Here is a 24,595-nt window from a genome sequence, read left to right as displayed (position 1 = left end):
GATGATTCATGGATATCCGTAAAGTTAAGAAATTGATCGAACTGCTGGAAGAGTCCGGCATCGACGAGCTGGAAATCAAGGAAGGCGAAGAGTCCGTACGGATCAGCCGCCACAGCAAGACCCCGGCTCAACAGTTCTACGCGCCACAGATGCAAGCACCGGCTCCGGCTGCTGCACCTGCCGCCGCGCCAGCCGCCGCCGCTGCTGCACCTGCCGCCCCGGCCGCGCCTGTTCTGAACGGCTTCGTGGTCAAGTCGCCAATGGTCGGTACTTTCTACCGCACCCCGGCTCCGACCTCGCCAGCCTTCGTTGAAGTCGGCAAGACTGTGAAAGTGGGCGACACCATTTGCATCGTTGAAGCGATGAAAATGATGAACCACATCACCGCTGAAAAAGCCGGCGTCATCGAATCCATCCTGGTAGAAAACGGTCAGCCGGTTGAGTACGACCAGCCGCTGTTCACCATCGTTTGAACCGCGGAGCGCCTTCGATGTTGAAACCTGCGAAGAAACTGCAAAAAGTCCTGATCGCCAACCGCGGCGAGATCGCGCTGCGGATCCTGCGCGCCTGTAAGGAAGAGGGCATCAAGACCGTCGCTGTTTACTCGACGGCCGATACCGAATTGATGCACGTGAAACTGGCGGACGAAAGCATCTGCATCGGCCCGCCACTGGCCACGAACTCGTACCTGAAAGTCTCGAACATCATCGCCGCTGCTGAAGTGACCGGCGCTGATGGCATCCACCCGGGCTACGGCTTCCTCGCGGAAAACGCCGATTTCGCCGAACAGGTGGAAAAATCCGGGTTTGCCTTCATCGGCCCGAAAGCCGAAACCATTCGCCTGATGGGCGACAAGGTCTCGGCCAAGGACGCCATGATCGCGGCCGGCGTGCCAACCGTTCCTGGCTCCGACGGCCCACTGCCGGAAGACGAGGAAACCGCGCTGCGCATTGGTCGCGAAGTCGGGTACCCGGTGATCATCAAGGCCGCCGGTGGCGGTGGTGGTCGCGGCATGCGTGTGGTGCACAAGGAAGAAGACCTGATCGAAGCCGCCAAGCAGACCCGCTCCGAAGCAGGCGCCTGGTTCGGCAACCCGATGGTCTACCTGGAGAAGTACCTGACCAACCCACGTCACGTGGAAGTCCAGGTACTGTCCGACGGCCAGGGCCACGCCATCCACCTGGGCGACCGCGATTGCTCGCTGCAACGTCGTCACCAGAAGGTACTGGAAGAAGCACCGGCACCGGGCCTCGATGAGCAAGCCCGCGAAGAAGTGCTGGCTCGCTGCGTCAAGGCATGCATCGATATCAACTATCGTGGCGCCGGCACCTTCGAGTTCCTCTACGAAAACGGCCGCTTCTACTTCATCGAGATGAACACTCGCGTGCAGGTAGAGCACCCGGTTTCGGAGATGGTCACCGGTATCGACATCGTCAAGGAGATGCTGAGCATCGCCGCTGGCAACGTGCTGTCGTTCACCCAGGCCGACGTGAAGATCCACGGCCACTCCCTGGAGTGCCGGATCAACGCCGAAGACCCGAAAACCTTTATGCCGAGTCCTGGCCTGGTCAAGCATTTCCACGCGCCCGGCGGCAACGGCGTACGTGTGGATTCGCACCTGTACAGCGGCTACAAGGTTCCGTCCAACTACGATTCCCTGATCGGCAAGCTGATCACCTGGGGCGCGACCCGCGACGAGGCCATGGCCCGTATGCGTAACGCCCTGGACGAAATCGTGGTCGACGGCATCAAGACCAACATCCCACTGCACCGGGACCTGGTTCGTGATGAAGGCTTCTGCGAAGGTGGTGTGAACATTCACTACCTGGAACACAAACTGGCCGACCAGTAAGTGCTCCACCCAACAAAGCCGCCTTCGGGCGGCTTTGTTGTTTCTGCCCACCCTGTTTTGAGAAGCACACACAGTCCAAATGTGGGAGGGGGCTTGCCCCCGATTGCAGTGTGTCAGTCTCAGTATCTGTCACTGATCCACCGCTATCGGGGGCAAGCCCTAATGCCAGTCAGTTAAGGACGAACACCGTACCTGTGGCGAGGGAGCTTGCTCCCGCTGGGCCGCGAAGCGGCCCCAAAAATGGGACTGCTGCGCAGTCCAACGGGAGCAAGCTCCCTCGCCACAGGTTACTTTTTGCCCTTTTATCTCTTAACTGACCGGCATTAGGGCAAGCCCCCTCCCACATTTGATTTGTGTTCAGTCAGTACAGTCGTCTTATGCCCTGCTCTCGCGTAAACTTGCGCCCTTTCGCGACCCTGCCGTCGCACACTCATTTTTTCAAAGGTGCCCGCCATGCCTTGGCTGCAAGTCCGTCTCGCCATCAGCCCAGAACAAGCCGAAACCTACGAAGACGCGCTCCTCGAAGTGGGCGCCGTCTCGGTGACCTTCATGGACGCCGAAGACCAGCCGATTTTCGAGCCGGAACTCAACACCACTCCGCTGTGGTCCCACACCCACCTGCTGGCCCTGTTCGAAGACGGCACCGATGCTGCCGCCGTGCTGGCCCATATGGAGCTGCTCACCGGTGGCCCGCTGCCCGAGCATCACAGCGAAGTGATCGAAGACCAGGACTGGGAACGCAGCTGGATGGATAACTTCCAGCCGATGCGTTTCGGCCAGCGCCTGTGGATCGTACCGAGCTGGCATGCCGCACCAGAGCCTGATGCGGTGAACCTGCTGCTGGACCCAGGCCTGGCGTTCGGCACCGGCACCCACCCCACCACCGCACTGTGCCTCGAATGGCTCGACGGCCAGGACCTGACCGACAGCAACGTGCTGGATTTCGGCTGCGGCTCGGGGATCCTGGCGATTGCCGCGCTGTTGCTGGGCGCCAAGCAAGCCGTGGGCACCGACATCGACGTGCAGGCCCTGGAAGCCTCGCGCGATAACGCCGGGCGCAACCATATTCCTGAAGATAAATTCCCACTCTACCTGCCTGAAGACCTGCCGCAGGTCCAGGCCGATGTGCTGGTGGCGAATATCCTCGCCGGGCCGCTGGTTTCCCTGGCGCCGCAACTGTCGAGCCTGGTCAAGCCGGGCGGGCGCCTGGCGCTGTCGGGCATCCTCGCCGAGCAAGGCGAAGACGTTGCTGCCGCGTATGCCCAGGATTTCGAGCTGGATCCGATCGCCAACCGCGATGGCTGGGTACGCATCAGCGGGCGTCGGCGCTAGAATGAGCGCTTGCCTGAATCGGATGGCCGCATGACCGACAGTTTCGTCACTCAGTGCCCGCATTGCCAAACACGCTTTCGCGTCAACCACGCTCAATTGAGCGTGGCCCGTGGCGTGGTGCGCTGCGGCTCGTGCCTGCAAGTGTTCAACGCGGCTCGCCAGCTGCTGGAGCAGCGCGCCCAGGCCCCGGCGCCTGAACAACCGGAAATCGCGCTGCCCCCTGAGGCGCCCCGCGCCATCAGCCAGAAACAGTGGACCGCCGAAGAGCTGGACCTCGACAACCTGGACCTGGACGAAGAACTGGCCAAGCTGGAGCGCCGCGAGATTCAGCACACGCTGCCCGTGGGCGCGGAACGTCGCCAACCGGGTGCAGAGCGCCGCCAGAAGGAAGACGCCCTCAGCGCCAGCCGCGAAACCGTCAAGGCCGAAGAGGAAAAATGGGCGGCCAGCCTGTTCAGCGATCCGCCTGAAGAGCGTACCAAAGCCCCGGAAGACGAGTCGGAACCGAGCAACGCCCCTGCGACAAAGCAGCGCACCGAGCCGTCCATGTCGCAGCACATCGACGATATCGACGACGAGCCGCCACTGCGTGCAGCCCCCGAGGATGAAGACCTCGACCCACCGTTCACCCCGCTCACCCAGGCGGCGGACGAGCCGGAACCCGAGGAGCGCCCCCAGTTGCGTCGCAAGCGCCCGCGCCCCGACGCTGGCGTTCACGACGAACTGCTCCAGGACCTCGAAGACGACCCGCTGCACCTGTACGCGCAAAAGCGCCCACAGGGCTGGGGCCGCCGCTTAATCTGGATACTGCTGGTGCTGATCGCCGCCGCGGGGTTGGCAGGCCAATACATCGCCTACCAGTTCGACGACTTGGCGCGCCAGGACGCTTACCGCCCGTGGTTCCAGCAACTGTGCCCCACACTGGGCTGCAAGGTGCCATCACGGGTCGATATCGCCCACATCAAGAGCAGCAACCTGGTAGTGCGCAGCCACCCGGAATTCGCCGGGGCGCTGGTGGTGGATGCAATCATCTACAACCGCGCGACGTTCTCCCAGCCCTTCCCCCTGCTGGAGCTGCGTTTTGCCGACCTCAATGGCGGCCTGATTGCCAGTCGTCGCTTCAAACCCGCCGAATACCTCAGCGGCGAGTTGGCCGGCGTGAGCGAAATGCCATCGCAGACCCCGATCCATATCTCCCTGGACATCCTGGATCCGGGCAACAAAGCCGTGAATTACAGCCTGAGCTTCCACTCGCCCGAGTGAACCGACCCACTCACCGAAGCTTGACGGTGGATTATTGACTTGGCGCCGCGCATCCAAACCGGCGGCGATAAAGAAATAACTGTTCAGATTTTATCCAATCCAGCCTTTATCCAGTCATCGAGAGCGGGTATCATGCCAACCCTTTTTCGAACTCTAATGATCCGGCCCCACAACAGGGAAGTCCTATGTCGGCGGTACGCATCGGCCCATACACATTGCAGAACGGCTTGATCCTCGCCCCGATGGCGGGTGTCACCGACCAGCCCTTTCGTCAGCTGTGCAAACGTTTGGGCGCGGGTCTTGTAGTCTCGGAAATGGTCACCAGCGACATGAGCTTGTGGAACACCCGCAAATCGCGGATGCGCATGATCCACGAAGGTGATCCCGAGCCCCGCTCGGTACAGATCGCCGGCGGTGATGCGCAGATGCTGGCGGATGCGGCCCGAGCCAACGTGGAGTTGGGCGCACAGATCATCGACATCAACATGGGCTGCCCGGCCAAGAAGGTCTGCAACAAGGCCGCCGGTTCCGCGCTATTGAAAGATGAGCAGTTGGTTGCCGAGATCCTGCAGGCCGTTGTCGCCGCAGTGGATGTGCCGGTAACCCTGAAGATCCGTACCGGCTGGGACCGGGACAACAAGAACGGCCTGACGGTGGCGAAGATCGCCGAACAGGCAGGTATTACAGCGCTGGCGGTCCATGGCCGCACACGCGCCGATCTGTATACCGGTGAAGCCGAGTACGACACCATCGCCGCGATCAAGCAGGCGGTGTCGATGCCGGTGTTTGCCAATGGCGACATCGACTCAGCCGAAAAAGCCCGGCGCGTACTGCACGCAACCGGTGCCGATGGCTTGTTGATTGGCCGGGCCGCCCAAGGGCGCCCGTGGATTTTTCGTGAGATCGAGTATTTCCTGCGTACCGGTGAAGTCTTGCCTGCGCCGGAATTGGTCGAAGTGGAACGTATTCTGCTTGAGCATCTGGCTGCACTTCACACCTTCTATGGGGATGTGATGGGCGTGCGCATTGCTCGCAAGCATGTGGGTTGGTATCTCGCAACCCTGCCGGGCGCCAGGGAGTTTCGCGCCGGATTCAATCGTTTGGATGAAACGCAAGCACAGGTCACCGCCGTTCGTGAGTTTTTTGCCGAACGAGACAAGAGCCTGAGAGCAGGGGACGGAGAAGGGGTGGCCGCATGACGATGATGACCGAGACTTTAGTGAGTGGAACAACACCCGTGAGCGACAACGTCAATTTGAAACAGCACCTCAACACGCCGAGCGAAGAAGGCCAGACCCTTCGCGGGAGTGTCGAGAAGGCGCTGCATAATTATTTCGCCCACCTTGAGGGCGCTTCCGTCACGGACGTGTACAACCTGGTGCTCTCCGAAGTCGAGGCGCCCTTGCTCGAATGCGTGATGAACTACGTCAAGGGCAACCAGACCAAAGCCAGTGAGCTGCTGGGCCTCAACCGTGGCACCTTGCGCAAAAAGCTCAAGCAATACGATTTGCTGTAAGCATTCAATCAAACCAGAAAGGCGCCCGCGTAAAACCGGTCGCCTTTTTTGCTGACTCCTTTGCTTTTGATGGAAATTGAAATGACCGACCAGACTACCCGCCTGCCGATCCGCCGCGCCTTGATCAGTGTCTCCGACAAGACCGGGATCCTCGAATTTGCCCGGGAGCTGGAAGCCCTGGGCGTGGAAATCCTCTCCACGGGCGGGACCTTCAAACTGCTGCAGGACAACGGCGTGGCCGCAGTAGAAGTCGCGGACTACACCGGTTTCGCAGAAATGATGGACGGTCGGGTCAAGACCCTGCACCCGAAAATCCACGGCGGCATCCTTGGCCGTCGCGGTATCGACGACGCCATCATGACCGAGCACGGCATCAAGCCGATCGACCTGGTGGCCGTCAACCTGTACCCGTTCGAAGCCACCATCAACAAGCCAGGCTGCGACCTGCCGACCGCTATCGAAAACATCGATATCGGCGGCCCGACCATGGTGCGCTCGGCCGCCAAGAACCACAAAGACGTGGCCATCGTGGTCAACGCCAGCGACTACACCCAAGTGCTCGAAAGCCTGAAAGCCGGCGGCCTGACCTACGCCCAGCGCTTTGACCTGATGCTCAAGGCGTTCGAACACACCGCCGCCTACGACGGCATGATCGCCAACTACATGGGCACCGTGAACCAGGCCGCCGAAACCCTCAGCACAGAAGGCCGCAGCCAGTTCCCGCGTACCTTCAACAGCCAGTTCATCAAGGCCCAGGAAATGCGCTACGGCGAGAACCCGCACCAGAGCGCGGCGTTCTACGTGGAAGCCAAGCCTGCCGAAGTGGGCATCGCCACCGCGACCCAGCTGCAAGGCAAAGAACTGTCCTACAACAACGTGGCCGACACCGATGCCGCGCTGGAATGCGTGAAGAGCTTCGTCAAGCCGGCCTGCGTGATCGTCAAGCACGCCAACCCGTGCGGCGTGGCCGTGAGCCCGGACGCTGAAGGCGGCATCCGCCAGGCGTACGAATTGGCCTACGCCACCGACACCGAGTCGGCGTTCGGCGGCATCATCGCCTTCAACCGTGAACTGGACGCCGAGACCGCCAAGGCCATCGTCGAGCGTCAGTTCGTTGAAGTGATCATCGCCCCTTCGGTAAGCGAAGAAGCGCGCGCCATTGTTGCCGCAAAAGCCAACGTGCGCCTGCTGGCCTGTGGCGAATGGTCGGCTGACCGCGCTGCAGCCTGGGACTACAAGCGCGTCAATGGCGGCTTGCTGGTACAGAGCCGCGACATCGGCATGATCGGCAGCGAAGACCTGAAAGTCGTGACCAAGCGCGCCCCGACCGAGCAAGAGATCAACGACCTGATCTTCGCCTGGAAAGTGGCCAAATACGTTAAATCCAACGCCATCGTCTACGCCAAGAACCGCCAGACCATCGGCGTCGGCGCCGGCCAGATGAGCCGCGTGAACTCGGCGCGTATCGCCGCGATCAAGGCTGAGCACGCCGGCCTGCAGGTTGTAGGTTCGGTGATGGCATCCGATGCGTTCTTCCCGTTCCGTGATGGTTTGGACAATGCCGCCAAGGCCGGCGTGACCGCCGTGATCCAACCGGGCGGCTCGATGCGTGATGCTGAAGTGATTGCCGCTGCTGATGAAGCCGGCATTGCCATGGTCTTCACCGGCATGCGCCACTTCCGTCACTGATCCAAATGTGGGAAAGGGCTTTGTGGTGAGCGGGCTTGCCCCGCGCTGGGCTGCGAAGCGGCCCCAAAACAGCAATCCGCGCCGTATCTGATGCCCTGCGTTCTTGTTGATTGGGGCTGCTTCGCAGCCCAGCGCGGGGCAAGCCCGCTCACTACATAAGTTCAGCTCCACACTGAAGCGCTCGTGCAGCGCCTTACAGAATTTGAGGTTTTTGAAATGAATGTATTGATCATTGGCAGCGGTGGCCGTGAACACGCCCTGGCCTGGAAAGTTGCCCAGGACCCGCGCGTCCAGAAAGTTTTCGTCGCTCCCGGCAACGCCGGTACCGCCATTGAAGCCAAGTGCGAAAACGTCGCCATCGACGTATTGGCCCTTGAACAACTGGCCGACTTTGCTGAAAAGAACGTGTCCCTGACCATCGTCGGCCCGGAAGTCCCTCTGGTCGCTGGCGTTGTGGACCTGTTCCGCAGCCGTGGCCTGGACTGCTTCGGCCCGACCGCTGGCGCTGCACAACTGGAAGGCTCCAAGGCTTTCACCAAGGATTTCCTGGCGCGTCACAAGATCCCGACTGCCGACTACCAGAACTTCACCGAGATCGAGCCGGCCCTGGCCTATCTGCGTGAAAAAGGTGCACCGATCGTGATCAAGGCCGACGGCCTGGCCGCCGGTAAAGGCGTGATCGTTGCCATGACCTTGCAGGAAGCCGAAGACGCCGTGCGCGACATGCTCGCCGGCAATGCGTTTGGTGAAGCCGGTTCGCGTGTGGTCATCGAGGAATTCCTCGACGGCGAAGAAGCCAGTTTTATCGTGATGGTCGACGGCAAGAATGTGCTGCCGATGGCCACCAGCCAGGACCACAAACGCGTCGGCGACGCCGACACTGGCCCGAACACCGGCGGCATGGGTGCCTACTCCCCTGCCCCGGTGGTCACCGCAGACGTGCACAAGCGTGTGATGGACCTGGTGATCTGGCCGACCGTGCGCGGCATGGCCGACGAAGGCAATGTGTACACCGGTTTCCTGTACGCCGGCCTGATGATCGACAAGGCCGGTAACCCGAAAGTCATCGAGTTCAACTGCCGCTTCGGCGACCCGGAAACCCAACCGGTGATGCTGCGCCTGCAATCGAGCCTGGTCCTGCTGGTGGAAGCCGCCCTGGCGCAAGCCCTGGACAAGGTTGAAGCACAATGGGATCCACGCCCGAGCGTCGGCATTGTGCTGGCGGCCGGTGGTTACCCTGCCGACTACGCCAAAGGCGATGTGATCGAAGGCCTCGACGCTGCCGCAACGCTGGAAGGCAAGGTGTTCCATGCGGGCACCGCGCTCAAGGATGGCAAGGTTGTGACGGCCGGCGGTCGTGTACTGTGCGCTACCGCAATGGGCGCCAGTGTCGACGTTGCGCAACAACAGGCTTATGCACTGGCCAAGAAGATCGACTGGAAAGGCTGCTTCTACCGCACGGACATCGGCTACCGCGCCATTGCCCGTGAACGTGGCGAAACTCAGTAACACTAGCTATCCGTTCGGTTAGGCAAGGGCCTCTGGCCCTTGCCGTCTACAGGCCTCCCCGCGCATAGTTAACCCGTGCATCAACCTACGAAGGGATTTCGCCGTGCGCTGGCTCAGGATCGCCATAGGTTTCACTGTCAGCCTGCTGACACTGCTCTGCTTGTTCCCGGCCCAGGCCGCTGCACAAGGCAGTGGTTGGGCAGTATTGCTTGATGAACAGGCCGACCTGCAACTGAGCGACATCCGTTCCCCACGCTACACCAATCAATTCAGCCCCATCGAACTGGACCGCGTGACCGCTGCGCAGCCGGACGGTGCGTTGTGGGTACGTTTCAAGCTGCAGCCCGGCAAGCACGAGCAAGTGCTGCGGGTATTCGCCCCGGACCTGTCGCACCTGAGCCTGTATGTATTGGACGGCGACAGCCTGGTCGAGCAACAAAACACCGGCGCCCGCCAGCCCCAGGCGGAACGCCCGCTACCCAGCAGCGATTTCATGCTGCCGATGCCCCAGAGCCAGAAGCCTCTCGATGTCTACCTGCGCCTGGTCTCGGAACACGAACTGCGCCCCTATATCACCCTGGAACCGGCCGTGCTGGCGGCCGCCGACCAGACCCAGACGCTGATCTACGGCCTGCTGTTCGGCTGCCTGCTGATGCTGATCCTGCACAACCTCTCGCGCTTCGCTTACCACCGCTCGCGCAGCAGCCTGTGGCTGGCGGCCTGTGAACTGCTGTTGATGCTCAGCCTGGCGCTGCTGCTCAACCTGGTAGGCCCATGGCTACCGAACTGGCATGCGATCCAGACCCCCGGCGCCTACCTGGCCTTGCTGCTGACCGCACCGTGCGGGCTGATGTTCGCCTATCGTTTCTTCATGCCCCTGGGCCCGCACCCGCTGAACAAAGTGTTGATGGCCGACATCCTGTTTATCGTGCTGTGCGGCCTGCTGCTGTTGTTCGTCAACACCCTGCCGCTGAACATCATCACCTACGCCCTGGTGGCCCTGGCCGGCCTGAGCATGCTGTTTGTCTCGGCTTACCACTGGCAGAAAGGCTACCGCCCGGCGCGCTTGTTCGTGGCGGGCATGGTGGTGTTCAACATTGGCACGCTGATCATCCTCCCGGCCCTGCTGGGCCTGACGATGGTGTCGCCTCAGGGGTTGATCATCACGCTGCTGGCGTTTATCTGCCTCAGTGGCTTGTTGATGAGCCTTGCCCTGGGCGAACGCCAGCGTGCGATTGTCGAGGCCCGTTTCAGCCTCAGCCGCGACCTGGCCGCCAGCAATGCCGAGATCGCCGCCAAGGCCGAGTTCCTGGCCAAGATCAGCCACGAAATACGCACCCCCATGAACGGCGTGCTGGGCATGACCGAGTTGCTGCTGGGCACGCCGCTGTCGGTGAAGCAGCGCGACTACGTGCAGACTATCCACAGCGCCGGCAACGAGCTGCTCACACTGATCAATGAAATCCTCGATATTTCCAAGCTTGAATCCGGGCAGATCGAACTGGATGACGTGCAGTTCGACCTCAATGCCCTGATCGAAGACTGCCTGAGCATCTTCCGCGCCAAGGCCGAGCAGCAGAATGTCGAGCTGATCAGTTTTATCCAGCCCCAGGTGCCGCGCGTCATCAGCGGGGACCCGACGCGCCTGCGCCAGGCGATGCTGAGCCTGCTGGAAAACGCCCTGCACAAAACCGATGAAGGCGAAGTCCTGATCGTGGTCGCCCTGGACGACCGCAGCACCAAGCCCCGCCTGCGCATTGCCGTGCAGGACAGCGGCCTGCCGATGGAAGCCGCCGAGCGCGACGCACTCCTGCACAGCGAACTGCACAGCAAGAATTTCCTCTCGGCCACCCGTCTGAGCGGCCACCTGGGCCTGGTGATCGCCCGCCAACTGATCCTGTTGATGAACGGCGAATTCGGTATCAAGAGTGGCAGTCACCAGGGCAGTACCTTGTGGCTGACCCTGCCACTGGACCCGGAACGCCTGGAGCACCCCACCTCCGACCTCGATGGCCCGCTCAAGGACGCCCGCGTGCTGGTGGTGGACGACAACGACACCTGCCGCAAAGTGCTGGTGCAGCAATGCACCGCCTGGGGCCTGAACGTCAGCGCGGTGCCCTCAGGCAAGGAAGCCCTGGCCTTGCTGCGCACCAAGGCGCACCTGCGCGACTACTTCGACGTGGTGCTGCTGGACCAGAACATGCCCGGCATGACCGGCATGCAACTGGCGGCAAAGATCAAGGAAGATCCGAGCCTGAACCACGACATCCTGCTGATCATGCTCACCGGCATCAGCAACGCGCCAAGCAAGATCATCGCGCGCAACTGTGGGATCAAACGCATCCTCGCCAAGCCGGTCGCCGGTTACACCCTCAAGACCACCCTGGCCGATGAGCTGAACCAGCGCAGCAAAGGCGGCGTGGCGCTGCGCGTCTCACTCAACGCCCCGGCGGCGATTACCGTGCCCAGCGATTTCAAGATCCTGGTCGCCGAAGACAACAGCATCTCCACCAAAGTGATTCGCGGCATGCTCGGCAAGCTCAACCTCAATCCGGACACCGCCAGCAACGGCGAAGAAGCGCTGGAGGCGATGAAGGCCCAGCGTTATGACCTGGTATTGATGGACTGTGAAATGCCGATCCTCGATGGCTTCTCGGCCACCCAGCAGCTGCGGGCGTGGGAAGTCAGCCACCAGCGCATTCGCACACCGGTGGTGGCGCTCACGGCGCATATCCTTTCGGAACACAAAGAACGCGCGCGCCAGGCTGGGATGGATGGGCATATGGCCAAACCGGTGGAGTTGTCGCAGTTGCGTGAGCTGGTGGAATTCTGGGTCGCGCAGCGTCAACAGCGGGCGGAGCACGCGCCTTCCTGACCTGGAGCGTACCGCCTGATAGACTCTCCACACTTTTCCTGCCGCGAGCTACCTCCATGCTCCACGTGTTATTCAGCGTCTACCTGAAAATGCTGGTGCTCTACAGCCCGTTCTTCGTGCTGTCCTGCTTTATCAGCCTGACCCGTGGCTACTCCAGCAAAGAACGCCGGCGACTGGCCTGGAAGGTAGCGTTGGCGACCCTGGTGTCGAGTGTGCTGCTCTACCTGTTCGGCCGGGTGATTTTCAGTGTGTTCGGCATCACCGTGGATGCGTTTCGCATCGGCGCCGGCAGTGTGTTGTTTATCTCGGCCCTGGGCATGGCCCAAGGCAAGTCAGCGGTGCAGACCGACAATGTGCAGCAGGACGTGACCATCGTACCGCTGACCATTCCCCTCACCGTCGGCCCCGGCACCATCGGTGCGTTGTTGGTGATGGGCGTCAGCCAGCCGCACTGGGATGACAAGATCACCGCCATCCTCAGCATCGCCCTGGCCAGCCTCACGGTTGGCGTGGTGCTGTATCTGTCCAACCGTATCGAACGGATTCTCGGTGACCAGGGCTTGCAGATTGTCAGCCGGTTGATGGGCCTGTTTGTGTGCGCCCTTGCCGCGCAAATTATCTTTACCGGCGTACGGGGTTATCTGGTGCCTTAGATCCGGTACTTGGCAATCGCCGACTGCACCTTGTCGCCCGCACTCTCGCGCATCAATTGGATGGTTTTTTCGTTGACCACCGAGGTGCTCAGCACCAGGCAGGTCTGCCCGCTGAAGGCCTCGACCGAAGCGCTGTCCCACTCAAGGAACGGCAATCCCACCTGTTTGCTCACGCTCTGGGTGCTGTAGGTCACCAGCACCATCGTCAATTCGCCGCCCGCTTCGACACAGGACGCCAGGCCGAAATCACCGCCCTGGTGCAGCGTACTGTTGCGCCTGAACAACTCGAAGGACGCCGGTTGCTGCTTCATGGCTTCCAACGCATCGGCTGCCAGTTTCGGCAGCGCCGCGACCAATGGCCCCGAAACCGACATCGACGCCAGCATCGTGGCGATGATGTTCAGGGCCGCCAATTGCACCGACAGGCCCTTACCCGAATGTGAAACCCGCTCGAAACGGCTGCGCACCGGCAGCCAGCCCAGGCTGATCATCACCTTGATAAATTCGTCGTACCAGGCCTCGGTACCTCGCGGGGTCTTCAAGACATCACTGACGTAACTGCTGGCCAACAGGTAGCTTTTGCGGATGTATTCCCGGTTCAGGCCCGACAGCCCCTCGGCGAACGACATCACACTGTTGTTGACCACTGCCGCGTTGCAGTCGTCCCCCGTGTCGAGCAGCGGCAATGAGGGCTGCGCGCCAGGCGCCCTCGGCAATGTGTAGGCGGCAATCAACTTGCGCCGTTTTGTGTTGTTGATCCTTCTGTGATGTTGCTCCATTTTCGGTTCTCCACAAGCACCCCACATGGGGCTTACCTGCACACTAGTCCAGTGGCCGATGCGCGTTCCAGGCGACAAACATCCCTTGGCAAGACACACCTGAAACCAGCGCCCAGCAATCACACGGGACACCTGCGAGCCTTCGTTTTTTCGTCGCACAAAAAAGAAAAAGCCCCGAACAACAGCAGAGCAATCCCTGTGTTATTCGGAGCTTTCTGACAGCCAGCAGGCCATTTTCAGGAGAGGGGTTTCTCACCATACCAGCGTGGCGTATAGACCCACTCACCACCACCGGCTCGCGCGAATGTGCAAGTGGTGGACGAGCCGATCAGCACCATGGTGCGCATGTCCACCTGGTCCGGAGTGAGTTGCCCCAGGGTAGTGACACGCAAGGTCTGACCCGGTCGGCCGATATCGCGGCCCAGCACCACCGGTGTTTGCGGCGTGCGGTGCAACGCGACGATTTCCAGGGCACGGCCCAGTTGCCACGGCCGTGACCGCGAAATCGGGTTATAGAACGCCAGGGCCAGGTCGGCCTGGGACGCGAGGTCCAGGCGTTTTTCGATGATCGACCACGGCTTGAGGTTGTCCGACAGCGACATCACGCAGAAGTCATGCCCCAGCGGCGCGCCCGCCTGGGCAGCGGTGGCCAGGGAGGCCGAGACACCTGGCAGGATTTCCAGGTCGACCTGATGCCAGGCCGGATCGCTGGACTCGTGCAACGCCTCGATCACCGCCGCCGCCATGGCGAACACGCCAGGGTCACCGGACGACACCACTACCACCGAACGGCCCTGAGCGGCCAGTTCGAAGGCATGGCGTGCGCGTTGCATTTCTTCGCGGTTGTCGGTGCAGTGCTGAATCTGATCGTCGCGAAATGGCCCGGCCATGCGCACGTAGGTTTCATAGCCCAACACATCGGTGCAGCGCGCCAGTTCGGCCTTCACCGCCGGCACCATCAACTCGGCGGCGCCGGGGCCGAGGCCGATCACGGCGAGGCGGCCACGCGGGCGGCCCACCTGCGACAGGTCCAACGGCTGCTCGGCGACGTCAATCACGATGTCGGCATCCTGAGTAACGCTGGCGAAACGCAGCGGCACCGCCAATGCCGATGCGGCTTCATGCAGCGACGCCTCGGCCATCTGCGTGTCGCTGGCCAGCAGGCACGCCAGGGATTGCACGGCGATGCCTGCGTCATGCAACGCCGCTCGCACCCGCGCAGCCAACTCCACACCCGGTTTGCAGGTGACTGACACCGTCTTCGGATAGATCAGCAATTCATTGGCAGCCGGCACGCGCTCGGCGCTGCCTACGTGAATCGCCAGGCGCGCTTGCTGGTCCTGGGGCAAATTCGCTTGATCCAGCCACGGCGCCGCGCCTTCGATACGTACGCTTTCGCCGGCTAGCAGGTCGGAGACGAAGCGCTTGCCCAGCTCCAGATCCGCCAACTCATAACCGGCCGGCGGGTTGAGCAGGCAGGTGCCGAAGCGCAGTTCGCCACTGGTGGTGATCGCAGCGGCCACATCAAGTGCGGCCGCAATGTCCCGCGCCATCACGTTCACGCCACCCAGGCCGCCGAGCAGCGGCACCACGGCACTGCCATCTTCGGCAACGGCCAGCACGGCCGGTTCTTCGCCTTTTTCCAGCAGCAGCGCAGCCAAGGTGCGGATGACGATACCGGCCGCGCACAGCGCAATCAGCGGCGTGCCGTGCTGATACAACTGACGCAGGGTGGCGCCGAAGTCGCTGTAAGCCTGGTCCGCACCGTCAACCCGCCCGGCCAAGCCGTGGATCACGGCGCCAGGGTAAACCTGCTGGATCCTGCGCGCGGTCGCCAGGCTGCCCTGGCCGAGGATGACAATCGCCGGACTCATCACCCTTGCCACCGTTCACCGGGCACGATGATCAGCGAGAAGTACGGTGACGACGACGGGTCGACCTGATCCAGCGGCACGATCTTCTGGTTGGCCATGGTGGCGCGCTCCACATACAGCGCGCGCTCGGCCAGGCCGAGTTCTTCCAACACCTGGCGCACCTTGGGGAAGTTGCGACCCAGCTTCATGATCACCGCCGCGTCGGCATCCGCCAGGCGGCGCTTGAGGTCATCGTGAGGCAACACGCCTGACAGCACCGAAAGGCTCTGGTTGCGATACACCAACGGTGCGCCAAGCACCGAAGCGCCGCCGAGCATCGAGCACACACCCGGAACAACCTGGGCTTCGTAGCGCTCGGCCAAACGGTCATGCAGGTACATGTAGGAACCGTAGAAAAACGGATCACCTTCGCAGATCACCGCCACATCGCGACCGGCGTCCAGATGCGCGGCCACGTCGACGCTGGCGGTGTCATAAAAATCGCTGATCACTTGCTCGTAGGACAGCGGCGCCGGAAGTGCCTCGGTGGTCACCGGGTACACCAGCGGCATCAGGGTCTGTTGCGCCACCAGATGGTCCTCGATGATGCCGAAGGCGTTGCCCTTCTTGCCCTTGGCCACGAAGTACGCCACCACCGGCGATTCACGCAGCAGGCGCAGGGCCTTGAGGGTGATCAGTTCCGGGTCGCCGGGGCCCACGCCCAGACCGATCAAACGTCCGCGTGCCGGCATTATTCCACCTCCGTGGCGAGCGCATTGACCGCTGCGGCCGCCATGGCACTGCCGCCCAGGCGGCCTTGCATGATCACGAACGGCACGCCGCGGCTGTCGGCGGCCAGCATCGCCTTGGATTCAGCGGCGCCGACAAAACCCACCGGGAAACCGAGGATCAACGCCGGTTTCGGCGCGCCCGCATCGAGCATTTCCAGCAGGTAGAACAACGCGGTCGGCGCGTTGCCGATCACCACCACACTGCCTTCCAGGTGCGGGCGCCACAGCTCCAGGGCGGCAGCGGAGCGGGTATTGCCCAGCTCCCGCGCCAGTTCCGGCACGCTGTCGTCGCGCAGGGTGCAGATCACCGCGTTGTTGGCCGGCAGGCGCGTGCGGGTCACGCCTTCGGAGACCATCCGCGCATCACACAGAATCGGCGCGCCAGCGGCCAGCGCATCGCGCCCGGCCTTGCCCGCACCTTCGGAAAATTGCAGGCCGTCGATGGCATCGACCATGCCGCAGGCATGAATCACCCGCACCGCGAGTTTTTCCAGGTCGGCCGGGATGCGGTCCAACTTGGCTTCCGCTCGAATAATGGCGAAGGAGTTGCGATAGATCTCCTGACCGTCGCGGATGTAATCAATCATCGGTGTTGCTCCGTGGACAAGCGCGCAACAGGGCGCCCGCCGCTTCAATGGAAAGAGTGCGCGCGTGCAGCCGGCCAAAACCCGGGTGGGCTGCATCGCGAAAATAGAGGTCGTAGTGGCCTGGGCTCACCGCCAGCAGGGTGACGGGCGCGGTGTGCGCGGCGGCGCAGGAACGTGGGCAGCCTGTCAGATGCACGTCATGCCCGGCTTGCAGCGCGGCCAGTTGCAGGGCGTCGGCCTTGGTGTCGGCCAGTGCCTTGGCGCAGCCGCTGGAGCCGGTGCAGGCGGTCAGGCGCGCCAGGGGTTGGTCGATGGAACAGAGAAAGCCCAGTTGCGCCAGGCGTTCGCTCACGGCGTGAGGTTTTTCGACGTTGGGCAGCAGCACGCCTTGCCAGGGAGTGAAGCGCAAGGTGGCGTCACCGTAGTCGCGAGCGAGTTGTGCGGCGCCCCTGAGCATCGTCGGATCCAGGCGACCCAAGGGGGCGATGGCCGCGACATAGAATTGATTCTTCTGCGCCTGTGGATAAGTCCCGAGGTGCAGCAAGGCGCTACTGGGCGGGCGTTTGAAGCCGCCGACCGGCAGCAGCGGCAGGCGCAGATGGCTCAGCAAGTTATCCACAGGCAAATGGCGCATGCGCGTTTGTTCTGGGGTGGCGAGGTCGAGAAAGGCGTCCAGCACCGCCACCACCAGTGCGTGGCCCTGCTCCAATGGCACCGCTGCCAGTGGCGCATCCAGCCCAGGACAGCCGGCCAGACCGAACGCGAGCAGCGTCTCGCCATTGCGCACGAACGCCGAGAGCCACAGATCGTGATGATGTTCGAGCATCGCCAGATCCTCGCCGCCATCCAACTGCACGGCGAACTTGGCCGACAGCGCATGGAAACGCGGGTGGTTTTGCAGGGTGGCGAGGATCTGCCCGGCCAACGGGCGGGTGTCGAACAGCATCTGCGGGTCAATACCGGCGCTGGGGCTGAGCATCAGGTTGCGCACATCGTCACCGCCAGCGTTGCTCGGGCCGAGGCCTGCGGCCAGCAGCCTGGCAATCAGCGCATCCTGCCCGGCGCCGATACCGCGTATTTGCAGATTGGCGCGGTTGGTCGCCTCGATCACCCCGCCAGCATAGGCCTGGGCGGCTTCGGCCACGGCGTCGGCTTGCGCACTGGTGATCGAGCCACCGGCCAATTTGATCCGACAGATACCGCCATCCAACGCCTGGACAATACGCAGCAACCCCGGACAAGCCGAGGGGCGCAAGGTATTCAGAGTGGGCGTTGGGTTCACGGGGCTACCGGTTCACAGGTAAAGGCGCGGTATTATGCCTGCTTTGTCCGGCGGCATGAAAAGCCTGCCCGTCGGATGTCGTTCAAGGAATTGATATGTCGCCCTGGCTGACGGTTGTAGGCATCGGTGAAGACGGCTTCAAGGGCCTGGGCAGAAATGCCCGGCATGCCCTGTTGCGCGCCACGCGGATTATAGGTGCTCAGCGCCAGTTGGACCTGCTGCCGGTGTGTATTCGGGGGGAACGCCAGGTGTGGCCGAGCCCGTTTTCCCTGGAGCCGGCGCTGGCACAACGCGGCACGCCAGTGTGTGTGCTGGCCAGCGGCGACCCGATGTTTTACGGCGTGGGAGCCAGTCTGGCGCGGCAGGTGGCGGCTGAAGAACTGCTGATTTTGCCGGCACCGTCGTCGGTGTCGTTGGCGGCAGCGCGGTTGGGCTGGCCGTTGCAGGAGGTGGTGACACTGTCCGTGGTCGCCCGGCCAGTGGCGGCGATCAATGCACATCTGGCCACGGGCGTGCGCTTATTGGTGCTGAGTAATGACGGCGGCAGCCCTGCGTTGATTGCTTCGTTGTTGGCCGAATCCGGGTTCGGGCCCAGCCGATTGACGGTATTTGAACACTTGGGCGGCGCGGATGAACGGCGCATTGACGGTTTGGCCCAGGATTGGCAGTACGCCTCGGTTGCCGACTTGAACCTGGTCGCCATCGACTGCCTGGCCTCCAGCGACACACCGCGTCTGTCGCGCCTCGCGGGCTTGCCCGATTGCGCCTTCCAGCACGACGGCCAACTGACCAAGCGCGATGTACGCGCCATGACCCTCGCCCGCCTCGCCCCTATGCCCGGCGAACTGCTGTGGGACGTGGGCGCGGGCAGTGGCTCAATCGGTATCGAATGGATGCGTGCGCACCCAAGCTGCCGCGCCTTGGCGATTGAAGCAGACGAAGGCCGCCAAGGCCTGATCGAACACAACCGCGATGCCCTCGGCGTGCCCGGTTTGCAGTTGATTCGTGGCAAAGCCCCTGAGGCGTTGCATGGCCTTACCGCACCCGACGCTATCTTTATCGGCGGCGGCGTCACCCGTGAGGGCGTACTCGACACCTGCTGGCAGCACCTGCGGCCCGGTGGACGATTGGTGGCCAACGCCGTGACCCTGCAAAGTGAAATGACCTTGATGAACTGGCGCGCTCAACATGGCGGTGAGCTGACGCGCATTCACGTAGCCCAGGCCCAGCCGTTGGGGGAGTTTGATACGTGGCGCCAGGCGTTGCCGATTACGCTGCTGGAAGTGGTCAAGCCGCTATGAAACGCATCTTGCTGCTGGGCGGCGTGACCGAAGCGCTGGCCATCGCCCGTACATTGGGCCCGGAACATATCTACAGCCTGGCCGGTGTCGGGCGGGTGCCGACCGATCTGACCTGCCAAGTGCGGGTCGGTGGTTATGGTGGCGCAGAGGGCTTGGCGCGGTTTGTCCGGGATGAGGGGATCAGCCTGATTCTCGACGCAACCCATCCGTATGCCGCGCAGATCAGCCGCAATGCCGCCGAGGCGGCACAGTTGAGCGGTGTACCGTGCTGGGCATTGCGTCGCCCGGCATGGCAGCCCCAGGCCGGGGATGATTGGCGAGAGGTCGGTGATTGGGCCGAGCTGATTGAAGCCTTGAAACCCTTCAAGCGGCCGCTGTTCACGTTGGGCCGAGAGCCGTTGCAGCACCTCGATGAAATCCCCGCCGACCAGTTCTGGACCTTGCGCGCGCTGGATGTGTATCCGGGCAATGAGCGCTGTGAAGTGATCGGCGCACGTGGGCCGTTTTTGATCGAAAACGAGCGGGAGTTGTTTGAACGGCGCGGGATTGATGTGCTGATCAGCAAGAACAGCGGCAGCACGGCTACCGAGCCGAAGCTGGAAGTGGCGCGCGAGCGCGGGGTGCCGGTGCTGGTGTTGAAGCGGCCGGTGTTGGCGGCGGTGGATCGGGAGTTCCCAACGGTCGCAGCGGTACTACAGGCAATCCATTCTCCCTGAACAACACAGTTCAAAATGTGGGAGGGGGCTTGCCCCCGATGGCGGTGGTTCAGCCAGCAAATCAGCGACTGACATAGCGCTATCGGGGGCAAGCCCCCTCCCACCTTGTTTTCTGTGGTACTAGCGGCTCGTGGCTGTCGCCTGCCCAACGCCGCCGTGCACGCGATCCGCAAGCAATTCCTCTCCCAGGTCAAAAGCCAAGTCGCAGCTCAGCGCGCTGGCCGATGCCCGTGTTTCGCTAAGGTTGACCAGCAGGTCTTCGGTACTGAATACGTCGGCTAGGTGAACAGCCAGCTATCAGGCTGCACCACCAAAAGTCGAATCCCCCTACAAACACTTCCGAACAAGCTGGCTGGCTCAGCCAAAAGCCCCCGCCCTAACCTCCCCCCTCGCGGTTTCGCGTCAGCCATCCGCGATGGGGATGCCTGCTTTTGCAGCGCGTCGCAACTTGCCATTCTGTATCCCAAGGAATACGAATGGCTGAAGCCGGAAACTTCGGTGACTGTGAGCCCGTAGGTGATGGGGTGTCCGAGATGCGAATCCATTACGGTCCTGGGTATCGCGTTTACTTCACTCGTAGAAACAAGGTGGTTTATCTGTTGCTGATCGGTGGTGACAAATCAACACAAAGTCGGGACATAACGCGTGCAAAACAAATGGCACTAAATCTCGGCAATAAGGAGTGACTTATGAGCGAATCTTTTACCCGCTTTGACGCGGCAAAATATTTGAAAACCCCTTTGGAAATGGCTGCATACCTGGAGACCTGCTTTGAAGACGATGCAGGCGATGGTCTTTTGATTCGTACCGCTCTCAATGATATCGCCCGCGCCCAAGGCATGACCCAAATTGCTCGCGACGCCGGCCTCGGACGCGAAAGCTTATATAAAGCCCTCTCCAGCACTGGCAATCCCGAGTTCGCGACTATCATGAAAGTGATGAAAGCGTTGGGCCTCAAGCTTCACGTCACGGCGGTGTGATTCTGCTGCGACACCAAACCACACCGCCGCTTTTTACTTATCCCCCCCGATCAGGCTAAATACCCGCCTGATCGTTTAACCCTACGGATTGTCCGCCATGGCCCGTCAACGCTTTGCAATTGCCTGGATCGCCTGCCTTGCAGTGCTGTTCAACGCGTTTGCCATGCCAATGGCCGCTGCGATGCAGCAGGCCGACGACCCGGTCAAGCAACTGATGTGGGGCGGGTTCTGTTCTTCCAATGGCGCAAGCCTGAAGACGATTGCCCTGGGCAAGCTGGACATTCCGGCGCCGCAACAGGACGATCATTCCACCATGCAGCATTGCTGGTGTTGCTCGGGCTCGGCGCCTTTGGTGGCGTTGGCGGGGCATGTGCCGCAGTTGTATCTCACGCGATTTGAAGCCGTACCGCGTCAGCCACAACCCCCACTGCAAACCCCTACCCCGCGCCAGCAATGGCCGAGCCTCAACCCCCGCGCCTCTCCAACGGCCTGATCTTCTTCGCAAGTGAACTGCGTTTAGAACCGTTCTGGAGAACTGCCATGCTCAAATCTTCCCTGCTTCTGGCCGCATTGCTGCTGCCGGTGTTCAGTGCCGCCAATGCCGAAGACTACAAGGCCGGCGACCTGCTGGTCAGCGATCCCTGGTCCCAGGAGTTGCCGCCCAATGCGCCCACCGTCGCGGCGTACTTTGTGATTCACAACACCGGGGCGACCCCGGATCGCCTGCTCAGCGTCGACACGCCCGTGGCCGACAAAGCCGAGCTGCACGAGCATGTGATGCAGGGCGATCTGATGAAAATGCAGCAAGTGCCCAGCGTTGCCGTACCGGCCAAGGGCGATCTGACCTTCGCGCCCATGGCCTACCACGTGATGCTGCTGGGCCTCAAAGACCGCAGCCTGCTGGCCGATGGCAAGCAATTCCCACTCACCCTGACCTTTGAAAAATCCGGCAAGGTCGAGGTGCAAGTGTCGGTCCAAAAAGTGCCGCCGATGGCCGCCCACGCGCATAAGCACGCCCAATAGGCCAACACTCGATGGGCGCCCCCCGCGCCAGGCTCTCTCCACATCACCGCGTGAAGCGCGGCAGTTGGATCAGCCTGTTCGCCATGCTGATGATCTTTATCGGTCCGCTGATTTCCCAAGCGATGCCGATGGATCATCACGCCGGTATGTCGATGCCGATGAGCATGTCCATGGATATGGACATGTCGGGCGACCACGGCGAATCCCATCACCCCAAAGCCCCCGACGACCATCACGCGCTCTGGGCCAAGTGCGGTTATTGCGACCTGCTGTTCAGTTGCCCTGCCCTGCCCGGCAGCCTTTCATTCGTGGCCCTCGGTACCCCGCCGCCGGCCAATGCCCTCACCCCCGCCCCGCGCCTGGGCCATGCCCGGCAGAGCATCTTCCCCGGCGCCCGCAGCCGTGCGCCGCCCATCGCCTCGTAAACACCAAGCACCGTTACTTCACCCCGGCCGACTTTAGACAGACAGCCGCAGGCTGCTGGCCGTGTTGTTTACGATTGATTGATGGAATTTGTCATGTCCAGGTTTACTGCTGACTCCCGTTTGGGAAGTACTTCTGTGCTCGCTGCCCTATGCGGCGCCCTGCTCGCCCCCCACGCTCAGGCCGATGAGCACGCCGAGCATGAGCTGACGCCCACGGTGATCACCGCCATCGCGCCCAGCTCGCCGCTGACCGTGGTCACCAACCCCAAAGACCCGCGCCAACCGGTGCCCGCCAGCGACGGCGGCGACTACCTCAAGACCATCCCCGGCTTCGCCCTGGTGCGCAACGGCGGCACCAATGGCGACCCGGTACTGCGTGGCATGTTCGGCTCGCGCCTGAATATCCTCACCAACGGCAGCATGATGCTCGGCGCCTGCCCCGGCCGCATGGATGCGCCCACGTCGTATATTTCTCCGGAGACCTACGACACGCTCACCGTGATCAAAGGCCCGCAAACCGTGCTCTGGGGCCCAGGTGCCTCGGCCGGTACGATCCTGTTTGATCGCGAGCCCGAACACTTCGGTGAGTTGGGCACACGGCTCAACGCGAGCGTGCTGGCCGGCTCCAACGGGCGCTTCGACAAGGTCATCGATGCCGCCGCTGGCGGGCCGCTGGGCTATGTGCGAGTGATCGGCAACCAGGCCCACGCCGACGACTACAAAGACGGCAACAACGACACCGTCGCCTCGCGCTACGACAAATGGAATGGCGACGTGGCCGTTGGCTTCACCCCGGATGCCGACACCCTGCTGGAACTCACCGCCGGCCGTGGCGACGGCGAAGCGCGTTACGCCGGGCGTGGCATGGACGGTTCGCAGTTCCTGCGCGAAAGCCTCGGGCTGCGCTTCGAGAAATCGAATATTGGCGAGGTGCTGGATAAGGTCGAGGCCCAGGTCTACTACAACTACGCCGACCACGTGATGGACAACTACAGCCTGCGCACGCCGTCGGGGACCGGGATGATGGCCGGGCCGATGGCCTCCAACGTCGACCGTCGTACCCTCGGAGCGCGCATCAAAGCCACCTGGCGCTGGGCCGATGTGCAGTTGATCAGCGGCCTGGATGCGCAGACCAACGAACACCGCCAACGCAGCAGCATGGGCATCGACACCTACAAGGATTTGCCCAAGGTCAAGGACGCCAACTTCCACAACTACGGCGTGTTCGGCGAACTCACCTGGTACGCCGCCGAGCGTGATCGCCTGATCACCGGCGCACGCCTGGACCGCGCCTCGGCCAAGGACTTTCGCCAGACCAGCGCCACCGCCAATGAAACCCGCGCCGACACGTTGCCGTCGGGCTTCATGCGCTACGAACACGACCTGGCCAACAGCCCCACCACCCTCTACGCAGGCTTGGGCCACACGCAGCGCTTCCCGGATTACTGGGAGTTGTTCGCCCCCAACACCGGCGCGGTCGGTTCGGTGAATGCCTTCGACGGCGTGAAACCGGAGAAGACCACCCAACTCGATTTCGGCGCGCAATACAAAGCCGACAACCTTGAAGCCTGGGCCTCGGGCTACATCGGCCAGGTGCGTGACTTCATCCTGTTCGACTACCGGCCAGGCATGATGGGCACTACCTCGCAGGCCCGCAACGTCGACGCTCGCATCATGGGCGGTGAACTCGGCGCGGCGTACAAGCTGACGCCAAACTGGAAGGCGGACGCCACCCTCGCCTACGCCTGGGGCAAGAACAGCAGCGACGGCAAGGCCCTGCCGCAAATGCCGCCGTTGGATGCACGTTTCGGCCTGACCTACAGCGCAGACGACTGGAGCGCCGGCGCGCTGTGGCGGGTGGTCGCCGCACAAAACCGTATCGATCAGAACAAGGGCAACGTGGTCGGCAAGGACTACGACAAGAGCGGTGGCTTTGGCGTGTTCTCGTTGAATGGCGCGTATCGCATCAACAAAAACTTCAAGGTCAGCACCGGCGTCGACAACCTGTTCGGCAAGGCCTACGCCGAGCATTTGAACCTGGCGGGCAATGCCGGCTTCGGCTACCCGGCCAGCGACCCGCAGGCCATCAAGGAGCCGGGGCGCACCCTCTGGACCAAAGTCGACATGAGCTTCTAAAAGCATCGGGGGCAAGCCCCCTCCCACAGTTGG

At 62.4% G+C, this 24,595-nt stretch carries 24 protein-coding genes; 18 read left to right on the top strand and 6 right to left on the bottom strand.

Going from position 1 to position 24,595, the window contains the following annotated elements:
- Positions 1 to 8: 8 nt before the first annotated feature.
- The 10 genes from accB (at position 9) to DNK50_RS06630 (ending at position 12,689) form a co-directional block, all read left to right on the top strand.
- Positions 9 to 473, top strand: coding sequence for an acetyl-CoA carboxylase biotin carboxyl carrier protein (accB, locus tag DNK50_RS06680; RefSeq protein ID WP_112193219.1), 465 nt, complete (start codon positions 9 to 11; stop codon positions 471 to 473).
- 17 nt (positions 474 to 490) lie between these two features.
- On the top strand, positions 491 to 1,852 hold the full coding sequence (gene accC, locus DNK50_RS06675) for an acetyl-CoA carboxylase biotin carboxylase subunit (protein WP_112193217.1): 1,362 nt from the start codon (positions 491 to 493) through the stop codon (positions 1,850 to 1,852).
- Positions 1,853 to 2,305: 453 nt separating this feature from the next.
- On the top strand, positions 2,306 to 3,184 hold the full coding sequence (gene prmA, locus DNK50_RS06670) for a 50S ribosomal protein L11 methyltransferase (RefSeq protein WP_112193215.1): 879 nt from the start codon (positions 2,306 to 2,308) through the stop codon (positions 3,182 to 3,184).
- A gap of 30 nt (positions 3,185 to 3,214) precedes the next feature.
- Positions 3,215 to 4,447, top strand: a complete 1,233-nt coding sequence (locus DNK50_RS06665) for a DUF3426 domain-containing protein (protein WP_112193213.1) — start codon at positions 3,215 to 3,217, stop codon at positions 4,445 to 4,447.
- A 185-nt stretch (positions 4,448 to 4,632) separates the two neighbouring features.
- Entirely contained in the window at positions 4,633 to 5,646 is a 1,014-nt protein-coding gene (dusB, locus tag DNK50_RS06655; RefSeq protein ID WP_112193211.1) for a tRNA dihydrouridine synthase DusB, read from the top strand.
- Entirely contained in the window at positions 5,643 to 5,963 is a 321-nt protein-coding gene (gene fis, locus DNK50_RS06650; RefSeq protein ID WP_032890623.1) for a DNA-binding transcriptional regulator Fis, read from the top strand. Before dusB ends, fis begins: the two co-directional genes overlap by 4 nt.
- Before the next feature lie 81 nt (positions 5,964 to 6,044).
- Positions 6,045 to 7,652 carry a bifunctional phosphoribosylaminoimidazolecarboxamide formyltransferase/IMP cyclohydrolase gene (purH, locus tag DNK50_RS06645; RefSeq protein ID WP_099583607.1) on the top strand — a complete coding sequence of 536 codons (1,608 nt, stop codon included), beginning with the start codon at positions 6,045 to 6,047 and terminating at the stop codon, positions 7,650 to 7,652.
- A 216-nt stretch (positions 7,653 to 7,868) separates the two neighbouring features.
- Positions 7,869 to 9,161, top strand: a complete 1,293-nt coding sequence (gene purD, locus DNK50_RS06640) for a phosphoribosylamine--glycine ligase (RefSeq protein WP_112193209.1) — start codon at positions 7,869 to 7,871, stop codon at positions 9,159 to 9,161.
- A gap of 103 nt (positions 9,162 to 9,264) precedes the next feature.
- Positions 9,265 to 12,036: a hybrid sensor histidine kinase/response regulator gene (locus DNK50_RS06635; RefSeq protein ID WP_112193207.1), complete on the top strand. Its 2,772-nt coding sequence runs from the start codon at positions 9,265 to 9,267 to the stop codon at positions 12,034 to 12,036.
- A 56-nt stretch (positions 12,037 to 12,092) separates the two neighbouring features.
- Positions 12,093 to 12,689: a MarC family protein gene (locus DNK50_RS06630; protein WP_003217330.1), complete on the top strand. Its 597-nt coding sequence runs from the start codon at positions 12,093 to 12,095 to the stop codon at positions 12,687 to 12,689.
- Here DNK50_RS06630 and DNK50_RS06625 read toward each other — a convergent pair.
- The 5 genes from DNK50_RS06625 to cobG all read right to left on the bottom strand — a co-directional run bounded on the left by DNK50_RS06625 (position 12,686) and on the right by cobG (position 17,981).
- Positions 12,686 to 13,468, bottom strand: coding sequence for a hypothetical protein (locus DNK50_RS06625; RefSeq protein WP_112193205.1), 783 nt, complete (start codon positions 13,466 to 13,468; stop codon positions 12,686 to 12,688). The genes DNK50_RS06630 and DNK50_RS06625 overlap by 4 nt on opposite strands.
- Before the next feature lie 236 nt (positions 13,469 to 13,704).
- Positions 13,705 to 15,342, bottom strand: coding sequence for a precorrin-3B C(17)-methyltransferase (gene cobJ / locus DNK50_RS06620; RefSeq protein ID WP_112193203.1), 1,638 nt, complete (start codon positions 15,340 to 15,342; stop codon positions 13,705 to 13,707).
- Complete coding sequence (locus DNK50_RS06615; RefSeq protein WP_099583612.1) at positions 15,342 to 16,073, bottom strand: precorrin-2 C(20)-methyltransferase; 732 nt, start codon at positions 16,071 to 16,073, stop codon at positions 15,342 to 15,344. The genes cobJ and DNK50_RS06615 overlap by 1 nt, the downstream gene beginning before the upstream one ends.
- Positions 16,073 to 16,699 carry a precorrin-8X methylmutase gene (locus DNK50_RS06610; protein ID WP_099583613.1) on the bottom strand — a complete coding sequence of 209 codons (627 nt, stop codon included), beginning with the start codon at positions 16,697 to 16,699 and terminating at the stop codon, positions 16,073 to 16,075. The genes DNK50_RS06615 and DNK50_RS06610 overlap by 1 nt, the downstream gene beginning before the upstream one ends.
- A complete protein-coding gene (gene cobG / locus DNK50_RS06605) occupies positions 16,692 to 17,981 on the bottom strand; it encodes a precorrin-3B synthase (protein ID WP_305891550.1) in 1,290 nt (429 codons plus the stop codon). The genes DNK50_RS06610 and cobG overlap by 8 nt, the downstream gene beginning before the upstream one ends.
- A gap of 95 nt (positions 17,982 to 18,076) precedes the next feature.
- On the opposite strand from cobG, the gene cbiE reads away from it, so the two are divergent.
- Together cbiE and DNK50_RS06595 are read left to right on the top strand one after the other, a co-directional pair.
- Positions 18,077 to 19,282, top strand: a complete 1,206-nt coding sequence (gene cbiE, locus DNK50_RS06600; RefSeq protein WP_112193199.1) for a precorrin-6y C5,15-methyltransferase (decarboxylating) subunit CbiE — start codon at positions 18,077 to 18,079, stop codon at positions 19,280 to 19,282.
- Positions 19,279 to 19,998, top strand: a complete 720-nt coding sequence (locus DNK50_RS06595; protein ID WP_112193197.1) for a cobalt-precorrin-6A reductase — start codon at positions 19,279 to 19,281, stop codon at positions 19,996 to 19,998. Before cbiE ends, DNK50_RS06595 begins: the two co-directional genes overlap by 4 nt.
- Before the next feature lie 120 nt (positions 19,999 to 20,118).
- Here the strand turns inward: DNK50_RS06595 and DNK50_RS29430 are convergent, their stop codons facing one another.
- A complete protein-coding gene (locus DNK50_RS29430) occupies positions 20,119 to 20,292 on the bottom strand; it encodes a DUF6124 family protein (RefSeq protein WP_371929518.1) in 174 nt (57 codons plus the stop codon).
- 131 nt (positions 20,293 to 20,423) lie between these two features.
- Between DNK50_RS29430 and DNK50_RS06590 the strand changes: the two genes are divergently transcribed.
- The 6 genes from DNK50_RS06590 (at position 20,424) to DNK50_RS06565 (ending at position 24,562) form a co-directional block, all read left to right on the top strand.
- The gene (locus tag DNK50_RS06590) at positions 20,424 to 20,684 is read left to right on the top strand and encodes a type II toxin-antitoxin system RelE/ParE family toxin (RefSeq protein WP_371929517.1); all 261 of its coding nucleotides are present in this window, start codon (positions 20,424 to 20,426) and stop codon (positions 20,682 to 20,684) included.
- Positions 20,685 to 20,687: 3 nt separating this feature from the next.
- Positions 20,688 to 20,978 (top strand): addiction module antidote protein, encoded by a 291-nt coding sequence (locus DNK50_RS06585; RefSeq protein WP_112193193.1) that lies wholly within the window; start codon positions 20,688 to 20,690, stop codon positions 20,976 to 20,978.
- A gap of 97 nt (positions 20,979 to 21,075) precedes the next feature.
- Entirely contained in the window at positions 21,076 to 21,471 is a 396-nt protein-coding gene (locus tag DNK50_RS06580) for a DUF2946 family protein (protein ID WP_112193191.1), read from the top strand.
- Between the two features lie 47 nt (positions 21,472 to 21,518).
- Positions 21,519 to 22,001: a copper chaperone PCu(A)C gene (locus DNK50_RS06575; protein ID WP_099583620.1), complete on the top strand. Its 483-nt coding sequence runs from the start codon at positions 21,519 to 21,521 to the stop codon at positions 21,999 to 22,001.
- A gap of 11 nt (positions 22,002 to 22,012) precedes the next feature.
- Complete coding sequence (locus DNK50_RS06570; protein ID WP_112193189.1) at positions 22,013 to 22,426, top strand: DUF2946 domain-containing protein; 414 nt, start codon at positions 22,013 to 22,015, stop codon at positions 22,424 to 22,426.
- A gap of 93 nt (positions 22,427 to 22,519) precedes the next feature.
- The gene (locus tag DNK50_RS06565) at positions 22,520 to 24,562 is read left to right on the top strand and encodes a TonB-dependent copper receptor (protein ID WP_112193187.1); all 2,043 of its coding nucleotides are present in this window, start codon (positions 22,520 to 22,522) and stop codon (positions 24,560 to 24,562) included.
- Positions 24,563 to 24,595: the final 33 nt, after the last annotated feature.

The organism is Pseudomonas sp. LG1E9, from assembly GCF_003290225.1.
GTDB classification, from domain to species: domain Bacteria; phylum Pseudomonadota; class Gammaproteobacteria; order Pseudomonadales; family Pseudomonadaceae; genus Aquipseudomonas; species Aquipseudomonas cyclaminis.
This window is presented reverse-complemented; position numbering and strand designations above follow the sequence as displayed.

Excerpts from the sequence above, each read along its gene's own strand:
- DNK50_RS06615 (WP_099583612.1), bottom strand. The coding sequence starts at position 16,073 with ATGCCGGCACGCGGACGTTTGATCGGTCTGGGCGTGGGCCCCGGCGAC.
- purD (WP_112193209.1), top strand. The coding sequence starts at position 7,869 with ATGAATGTATTGATCATTGGCAGCGGTGGCCGTGAACACGCCCTGGCC.
- purH (WP_099583607.1), top strand. The coding sequence starts at position 6,045 with ATGACCGACCAGACTACCCGCCTGCCGATCCGCCGCGCCTTGATCAGT.
- DNK50_RS06580 (WP_112193191.1), top strand. The coding sequence starts at position 21,076 with ATGGCCCGTCAACGCTTTGCAATTGCCTGGATCGCCTGCCTTGCAGTG.
- DNK50_RS06565 (WP_112193187.1), top strand. The coding sequence starts at position 22,520 with ATGTCCAGGTTTACTGCTGACTCCCGTTTGGGAAGTACTTCTGTGCTC.
- prmA (WP_112193215.1), top strand. The coding sequence starts at position 2,306 with ATGCCTTGGCTGCAAGTCCGTCTCGCCATCAGCCCAGAACAAGCCGAA.
- DNK50_RS06630 (WP_003217330.1), top strand. The coding sequence starts at position 12,093 with ATGCTCCACGTGTTATTCAGCGTCTACCTGAAAATGCTGGTGCTCTAC.
- DNK50_RS06610 (WP_099583613.1), bottom strand. The coding sequence starts at position 16,699 with ATGATTGATTACATCCGCGACGGTCAGGAGATCTATCGCAACTCCTTC.
- dusB (WP_112193211.1), top strand. The coding sequence starts at position 4,633 with ATGTCGGCGGTACGCATCGGCCCATACACATTGCAGAACGGCTTGATC.
- DNK50_RS06575 (WP_099583620.1), top strand. The coding sequence starts at position 21,519 with ATGCTCAAATCTTCCCTGCTTCTGGCCGCATTGCTGCTGCCGGTGTTC.
- accB (WP_112193219.1), top strand. The coding sequence starts at position 9 with ATGGATATCCGTAAAGTTAAGAAATTGATCGAACTGCTGGAAGAGTCC.
- DNK50_RS06570 (WP_112193189.1), top strand. The coding sequence starts at position 22,013 with ATGGGCGCCCCCCGCGCCAGGCTCTCTCCACATCACCGCGTGAAGCGC.
- accC (WP_112193217.1), top strand. The coding sequence starts at position 491 with ATGTTGAAACCTGCGAAGAAACTGCAAAAAGTCCTGATCGCCAACCGC.
- DNK50_RS06625 (WP_112193205.1), bottom strand. The coding sequence starts at position 13,468 with ATGGAGCAACATCACAGAAGGATCAACAACACAAAACGGCGCAAGTTG.
- DNK50_RS06595 (WP_112193197.1), top strand. The coding sequence starts at position 19,279 with ATGAAACGCATCTTGCTGCTGGGCGGCGTGACCGAAGCGCTGGCCATC.
- fis (WP_032890623.1), top strand. The coding sequence starts at position 5,643 with ATGACGATGATGACCGAGACTTTAGTGAGTGGAACAACACCCGTGAGC.
- DNK50_RS06585 (WP_112193193.1), top strand. The coding sequence starts at position 20,688 with ATGAGCGAATCTTTTACCCGCTTTGACGCGGCAAAATATTTGAAAACC.
- DNK50_RS06665 (WP_112193213.1), top strand. The coding sequence starts at position 3,215 with ATGACCGACAGTTTCGTCACTCAGTGCCCGCATTGCCAAACACGCTTT.
- cobJ (WP_112193203.1), bottom strand. The coding sequence starts at position 15,342 with ATGAGTCCGGCGATTGTCATCCTCGGCCAGGGCAGCCTGGCGACCGCG.
- cbiE (WP_112193199.1), top strand. The coding sequence starts at position 18,077 with ATGTCGCCCTGGCTGACGGTTGTAGGCATCGGTGAAGACGGCTTCAAG.